Source organism: Longimicrobiaceae bacterium, assembly GCA_035696245.1.
GTDB lineage: Bacteria > Gemmatimonadota > Gemmatimonadetes > Longimicrobiales > Longimicrobiaceae > DASRQW01.
In genome coordinates this window covers 1-7,322 of record DASRQW010000227.1, presented here as the reverse complement: position 1 = coordinate 7,322, position 7,322 = coordinate 1, and the positions used below count along the sequence as shown (strand labels likewise).

The 7,322-nt window shown below is 74.1% G+C and carries 5 protein-coding genes; 4 read left to right on the top strand and 1 reads right to left on the bottom strand.

The features are described from left to right. On the bottom strand, positions 1-915 hold a 915-nt coding region (locus VFE05_10770), incomplete at its 3' end, for a lysylphosphatidylglycerol synthase transmembrane domain-containing protein (GenBank protein HET6230540.1). A 217-nt stretch (positions 916-1,132) separates the two neighbouring features. On the opposite strand from VFE05_10770, the gene VFE05_10765 reads away from it, so the two are divergent. The 4 genes from VFE05_10765 to VFE05_10750 all read left to right on the top strand — a co-directional run bounded on the left by VFE05_10765 (position 1,133) and on the right by VFE05_10750 (position 7,048). Next, positions 1,133-2,584: a hypothetical protein gene (locus tag VFE05_10765; GenBank protein ID HET6230539.1), complete on the top strand. Its 1,452-nt coding sequence runs from the start codon at positions 1,133-1,135 to the stop codon at positions 2,582-2,584. Further along, entirely contained in the window at positions 2,581-3,720 is a 1,140-nt protein-coding gene (locus VFE05_10760) for a methyltransferase domain-containing protein (protein HET6230538.1), read from the top strand. Before VFE05_10765 ends, VFE05_10760 begins: the two co-directional genes overlap by 4 nt. Continuing rightward, positions 3,698-4,891 (top strand): glycosyltransferase family 4 protein, encoded by a 1,194-nt coding sequence (locus VFE05_10755; protein ID HET6230537.1) that lies wholly within the window; start codon positions 3,698-3,700, stop codon positions 4,889-4,891. Before VFE05_10760 ends, VFE05_10755 begins: the two co-directional genes overlap by 23 nt. 360 nt (positions 4,892-5,251) lie before the next feature. Continuing rightward, positions 5,252-7,048: a fibronectin type III domain-containing protein gene (locus VFE05_10750; GenBank protein HET6230536.1), complete on the top strand. Its 1,797-nt coding sequence runs from the start codon at positions 5,252-5,254 to the stop codon at positions 7,046-7,048. Positions 7,049-7,322 lie beyond the last annotated feature (274 nt).

Genomic DNA, 7,322 nt, shown 5'->3' with positions numbered 1-7,322 from the left:
CGCGGCGCCCACCAGTACGAACGCGAGGAAGTAGAAGAGGCTGTAGGCGACCGCATCCGCCGCGGGCACGCCGTACGGAGCCAGCAGCAGCGCCCACGCGCCCTCGCGCAGCCCGATGCCGGAGATCGTGAGCGGGATCATCGCCGCGATGCTCACCAGCGGCACGAAGACGAGGAAGGCGCCGGCCGGCGCGCGCAGCCCCAGCGCCGCCGCGAGCTGCCACCACGCCGCCACGTACGTCCCCTGCACCAGCACCGAGACGCCCAGCGCCGCCGCCGTCGTGCGCGGCCGCGTCCACAGGCCCGCCCACAGTGCGGCCGCATCCGCCGTCCCCGCGCGCACCCGCTCGCTCCGCGCGGCCAGCCGCCAGCCGATCATCCCCAGCACCAGCATCCCCAAGCCTCCGCCCACCAGCATCAGCGTCGAGGGATGGGGCAGCGCCACGCGTCCGCTCAGCCCGCGCACGGCCTCGGGCGATGCGGCGGCGCCGATGGCGAGCAGCGCGAAGAGCGCGATCACGCCCAGGAAGCGCTCGAAGACCACGCTCGACACTGCCCACGCCGGCCGCCGCGAGCTGCGCGACACCGCGACGGCGCGCACCCCATCGCCCCCCACGGACGACGGGAGGAAGAGGCTGAAGAAGAGGCCCACGAGGTAGAGGCGCAGCAGGTAGCCGAACGGCGCGCCCGCGTCGCCCAGCACTAGGCGCCAGCGGAACGCGCTGAGGCACTGCGCGAGAGCGACGAGCGCCACGGTCGCCGCCAGCCCAGCCGCCGCGCGCCCGTCCGCGTGCACCGTGACCGAGCGCACGTCCACGCGCGAGAGCACGAAGGCGAGCACGGCCGCGCCGCAGCCCAGGCGCACGAGGGTGCCCGCTGTTGCGCGGACGCGATAGTCGATGCCGGAAGTCGTCATGGAGGCCGGTGGGCGAGGCGGAGGGAAACGGCGCGGGGGCTGGATTCCACGGGGTGCGCAGGGCCGCGGCGGTGCGGAGCGGGCCGTGCGTTGAGGTGGGGAACGGGCAAGACGCAGTCCCCACCCGCCGCCTCCGCGGCACGCTCCCGCCGCCCCGCGGAAGTCCGTCCGCCCCGCATCTCCCGATGCGAAAGCCAGCCCTTCCACCCACGCCCGAATGCCGCATCCCCAGCTTCTCCACGGCCCGTACGCCGCCCCGGCCGGCCGCCGGCTGCTGCTGCTGAGCCACCACTTCCCGCCCGGCCAGGGCACCGGCGCGCTCCGCTGGCAGAAGCTCGCCGCCCTCGCCGCCGAGCGCGGCTGGGGCGTGGACGCAGTCACCGCGCACCCGGACGACCTCACGTCCACCGACCCCGCACGCTTCGCCGAGCTTCCCGCCGGCACGCGCGTCTTCGGCGTCCGCGCGGGCTCGTCCCCCGTCGCCGCGCTACGCCACGCGCGCACCGCCATATCCCGTTCGCTTCGGGGGATGCGGTCGGCGGCGGATTCGCGAGATGCACGGCGGCGGGATGCGTCGACGGCGGGCGAGGTCGTCTCGGACCTCATCTATCGTGCGGATTTGCGGCGGGGGATGGGGCCGCGGGCTGCGGTGCGGGCGTGGCGTGCGTGGCGCTACTTCGCGCGCGATGCGGCGTGGGCGCGGGCGGCGGGCAGAGCGGCGTCGTTCATCGCGGAGGCAGGAACGCACCGGGCGCTCGTCACCTGCGGGCCGCCGCACATGGTGCACCTGGCGGGCGCGGAGGCCGCGGCGCGCGCGGGAATCCCGTTCGTGATGGACCTGCGCGACGCGTGGAGCATCGTCCCCGCCGTCCCTGCCGGGATGGCGTCGCCGCTGTGGTACGCCCTGGCGGAGCGGTACGAGGCGCGGGCGGTCCGCGCCGCATCGCTCGTCGTCGCGAACACGCCCGCGCTGCGCGACGCCATGGCCGCCGCGCATCCCCGGTCCGCCGATCGGATGGTCGCGGTGATGAACGGCTGCGACGACGAGCCGCTGCCGCTGGCCGAGAGGGATGGGCGGTTCGTGATCGCGTACGCGGGCAACATCTACATCGACCGCGACCCGCGCCCGCTCTTCGCCGCCGTCGCCCGTCTTGCCGCGGGCGCGGGGCTGGGGCCGGACCGGCTGGGCATCGAGCTGGTGGGCCACGTGGACGCGTTCGGTGGCGTACCGGTGGCCGAGCTGGCCCGCCGCGAGTGCGCCGCGGCCTTCCTCACCGTCCACCCCCGGCTTCCGCGAGCGCAGGCGCTGTGGCTGCTGGGCCGCGCGTCCGTCCTCGTCTCCCTGCCGCAGGACGTGGACCTCGCCATCCCCTCCAAGCTCTTCGAATACATGCAGATGCCCGCGTGGGTACTGGCCCTGGCGCGCGACTCCAGCTCCACCGCGCAGCTCCTCCGCGGCACCGCCGCCGACGTGGTGGACCCGGCCGACGTGGACGCGATCCACGCCGCGCTGCTCGCCCGCTGGCGCCAGTTCGCCGCGGGCGAGACGCCCCGCCCCATCAACGCCGACGGCCGTTTCGGGCGGCGCGCGCAGGCCGCCGTGCTCTTCGACGCGCTGGAGCGCGTGGCCGGAACTCCGGTCTCGCCCGGCGCGTGGAGGGCCGCGTGAGCGCCCCCGCCCAGGCCGTCCGCGCCTTCTTCGACGGCCGCGTCGCCGAGTGGGACCGCGACCGCTACACCGACCCCACCTATGTGGGCCGCGGCACCGTCGCGCTCAGGTGGCTGCGGGAGATGGGCGGCGGAAAGCGCGTGCTGGACGTGGGATGCGGCGCCGGCCACCAGGCGCTCGGCGCCATCCGCGCGGGCGACCGCGTGGTCGCGATGGACTTCTCGTATCCCATGGCCCGCGCCACCCGCGACCGCCTGCTCGCCGAGGCACCCGCCGCGCCCGCCGCCGTGATCGTCGCCGACGCGCAGCACCTGCCCTTCCGCGCCGGCACCTTCGACGCAGCGATGGCGCTGGGCGTCGTCGGCTTCGTGCCCGACCGGGCGGCGATGATGGCCGAGTCGCGCCGCGTGCTCCGCCCCTGGGGCCAACTCGTGTGCGACGTGGGGATGCCGGAGCGCCGCGTGCTGCTCCAGGCCGTGAGCCGCGGCATCGAGGCCCCGTTCCGCGCCGCCGCCCGGCTCGCGCGCCGCCTGTCCGGCCGCGCAGCCGGCCCGCAGGAGGAGCGCGGCTGGTACTCGCGCAACTTCGTGAAGCACGCCCCGCACGAGATCGACGCGCTGCTGGCGGGCGCCGGCTTCCACCCCGTGGCGCGCGGCGGCGCCGGCTTCGGCGAGCTGCGGGTGATGGGGCGCGCGCTGCTGCCGTGGCGCGTGGAGGCCGCCATCTCCCGCGCGCTCTGCCGCCTCAGCACCACGCCGCTGGGCGGCCCCGTCGCGCGCCACGCCCTCACGCACCTCGTCCGCTCCATCAGCGTCCCCCGCCCTTCCGACCTCCTCCCGATCCCATCCCAAGCAACCGCAGCGGACCGGATCGAATCGGCAGATGCGCATCTCCCAGTTGCTTCGGCAGATGGGACGACATCGAGCGATTCGGCGGATGTGCATCATCGTGCAACGTCGGTAGATGCGCCGAGTCCGTCGACGAATTCGATCGCATCCCCCGATTCGAACGCCTCGATCGATGCGGCCACGGCCGATGCGGCAGATGCGGCGGGTGCCACGATCGACACGGTCGGGCTCCAGAGCGCGGGCATCCCATCGTCCAGGGGCGGAAATGCACCTGCTCTTCGTCGCTAACTTTGCCAGCGACACCGGCTACGCGTGGGAGACCATCGAGCGGGTCTTCCGCGGGGCCGGCGAGCGGCTGGTGGCCGACGGGCACCGCGTGACCATCTGCTACGCATCGCTGGGCGGCGGCGTGCCGGACCGGATGCGCGGCGCCCCGTTCAGCTTCGCGGAGTTCGACTACGAGACGGTGCACACGCGCCCCGGCCTGAAGGCGTTCCGCGCCCTCATCCGCCGCCTGCGCGTGGACGCGCTCTACCTCACCGACCGTCCCACCTGGTCGTGGCGTTACCCGCTCTACCGGCTGTCCGGCGTGCGCCGCCTGCTCGTGCACGACCGGACGTCCGGCGAGCGGGCGCGGCGCGGGGCCCTGGCGCACTTCGCCAAACGCGTCCTGCACGCGCTGCCGTGGCTGTCGGCCGACTGCTGCTTCGCCGTGTCGGACTTCGTGCGGCGGCGGCTGGTGGAGGTCAACGGCGTGCCCTCCCACCGCGCGCTGCTCGTGTACAACGGCATCGACCTGGCGCGCTTCGCCCTGCCGCCCGCGGGACGGCTGCAGCAGGCGCTGGGCGTCCCCCGCGGCAGCCCGGTCGTGTTCTGCTCCGGCCGCGCGCAGCCGTACAAGGGCGTGCAGATGCTGGTGGAGGCCGCCGCCCTGCTTCGCGAACGGGGCACGCGCGCCGTCACCTTCGCGTTCTGCGGCGACGGTCCGTACCTGGAGGAGCTGCGCGCGCTGGCCGAGCGCCGCGGCGTCTCGTCGTTCCGCTTCCTCGGCCAGCGCGGCGACGTCCCCGCCCTCCTCGCGGACGCGACCGTCGCGGTGATCCCGTCCCTCTGGGCAGAGGCGTTCGGGCTCGCCGTGGTGGAGGCGATGGCCGCGGGCGTCCCCCTCGTCGCCACGCGCACGGGCGGCATCCCCGAGCTGGTGGGCGACGGCCTCACCGGCCTGCTCGTGGAGCCCGGCGACGCCGCCTCGCTCGCCGACGCGATCGCGTGGCTGCTCGACGACCCCGCCGCCGCGGGCGAGATGGCATCGCGCGCCCGCGCCGACGTGCGGCGCCGCTTCACCATGCAGCGCAGCGCCGGGGCCCTGTACGCCGCCGTCTCGTCGCACCTGCGCACGCCGCCGCGCTCCGCCTTCCGCCCCGCCGGCCGCCCCCGCAAGCTCGCCGGCCGCAGCTGAGCCCCGGCAGTCGCGCAGCGCAAGGCACGACGGAATCGGCAGATGCGCAGCCCGCGACCGCCGCTCGTCCCGACCAGCGCACCAGAGCGCCCTCACGCGCCGCAGCGTATCGGGAGATGCGCATCGGGACCACGCGCATCCACCTCGAACGTCGACGGTTTTTCGGTAGATGCCGAGCCGCCGCGCATCTCCGGCATCCCGATCCACACGAAGCTATCCGGCGCCGCACCTCGCCCGTCGCGCCGACGTGAAATCCACGCAAAAGACGGCCGGCAGATGGCGGATCCGGCAGCCCGCACGGCGGCAAGACGCCGCAACGTTGAAGTTCCCGCAGGCCAACTCTCGCACGGAGATGAGAAGATGCGCCGACCGATCGTTCTAGGCGGGACCGCCCCGGCCCTCGCGCGCAGGTGGCGGCGGGCGGGCTGGTTGCTGGGCGTGGCGGCGCTGGCCGCGGCCTGCTCGCGCGACATGCCGCTCGCGCCCTCCACCCGGGCACCGACGGAGACGGCGCGCGCGGCCGTGGCGTCCACCCCCGGGAACACGCACTTCTACGTGTCGCCGCACCAGGACGACTGGCAGCTCTTCATGGGCGACCACGCCGCGGCCAGCCTCTCGTCGGCCGACAAGGTGGTCTTCATCTACACCACCGCGGGCGACGCCGGGTTCGGGCCCACGTACTGGCCGGTGCGCGAGCGGGCCAGCAAGGCATCGATAGACACGATGATCGGCGCCGGGCCGTGGACGTGCGCGCAGCAGCCGGTGAACGGCCACCCCGTGCAGCGCTGCACCAAGGGCAAGGTGGTCGTCTACGACATGCGCCTGCCCGACGGCAACAGCGGCGACGCGTTCGGCTTCGGGTACGGCAGCATGCGCGGCCTGCGCGACCAGGGCAACGCGCTCACCACGGTCGACACCTCCACCGTCTACCCGACGTGGGCGGACCTGATCGCGACGGTGCAGGCCGCCATCGACGGCGAGGCGGGCGGCCAGCGCGCGCCGTACGTGCACGTCAACGCGCCGGAGTACGACTGGGGCCTCACGCCGGGCGACCACGGCGACCACGTCTTCACCGGCGAGGTGGTGCTGGCGGCCACCAGCACGCGCAGCTTCAACCGCTACTGGTTCGTGGGCTACGACACGCAGAACCGCCCGGCCAACCTCTCTCTCGCCGCCATCGCGGTGAAGACGAAGGAGTTCGCCGCGTACGACAGCTACATGAACGCGGCGGGCGGCGGCAGCGTGATCAATTTCACCACGTACCAGACGTGGCTGGCCCGCACCTACTTCCGCGCCGACACGCTCCCGCTGCCCTTCCCCGCCGCGCCGGCTTCGCTCTCCGCCACGGCAGCGGCGGCCACGCTCGTCAACCTGTCGTGGACCGACGCATCGACGAACGAAACCGGCTTCACGGTCGAGCGCGCGCCGGACGCGGGCGGCGCACCCGGAACCTTCGCGGCCGTGGGCACCGATCCGGCCAACGCGACGCAGTTCACCGATGGCGGCGTGGCTCCGTCGTCGCGCTACTGGTATCGCGTGCAGGCGTTCAACGCCGACGGCACCTCGTCGTACTCGAACGTGGTGAGCGCGGTCACGCCCGCTCCGCCTCCGCCGCCCATCCCCGCGGCGCCGTCCACCCTCACCGCGGTCGCCGCCGCCGGGCGCGTGGACCTGGCGTGGAAGGACAACGCGGGCAACGAGGGCGGCTTCCGCGTGGAGCGCGCGCCGGACGTGGCGGGCATCCCCGGCATCTTCGTGCAGGTCGGCTCCACGGCCGCGAACGTCGTGGCGTACTCCGACGCGGCGGTGGCGGCGGGCGTCCGGTACTGGTACAGGGTGCGGGCGTTCAACGCGGGAGGCTCGTCGGCGTACTCGGCCGTGGCCAGCGCGACGACGCCGTCCGTGCCGCTGTCGAACCTGACGGGCACCATCTCCGGCGGTGCGCGCAACGCCACCGTGGCGCTCACGTGGACGCGCGGCAGCGCGGGCACGGTGGACGTGTGGCGCAACCTGGTGCGCATCCGCACGGGAGCGGCGAACACCGGCTCGCTCAGCGACCACATCGGCGCCGTGAACACGCCGTACATCTACGTCTACACCGTCTGCGAGACGAACACCCTCAAGTGCACCAACCTCCTCATCGCCGCCTTCTGGTGATATCCGGCGGCCAGCGCTGACGGCCAACAGAACGCCCCCGCGTCCATCCGGATGCGGGGGCGTCTTTCATACGCGAAGGCTGCGGTTTCATCGCGGCGGGGAGATTCGAGTACGATGAATCGCGCCCTTCCGCGTGCAAGCAGTCCGCAGGGCTCGGTTTCGAGACGGCGAACTTCGATGGGTGGCCGGTAGATGTGCGGAAGGGGCGGGCCTCGGCGGGCCTGCCCCTTCTCATCCAACGCTCGCCGGCGCGCCGGCCGAGGTGCCGCTCTCG

Excerpts from the sequence above, each read along its gene's own strand:
- VFE05_10765 (HET6230539.1), top strand. The coding sequence starts at position 1,133 with ATGCCGCATCCCCAGCTTCTCCACGGCCCGTACGCCGCCCCGGCCGGC.
- VFE05_10755 (HET6230537.1), top strand. The coding sequence starts at position 3,698 with ATGCACCTGCTCTTCGTCGCTAACTTTGCCAGCGACACCGGCTACGCG.
- VFE05_10750 (HET6230536.1), top strand. The coding sequence starts at position 5,252 with ATGCGCCGACCGATCGTTCTAGGCGGGACCGCCCCGGCCCTCGCGCGC.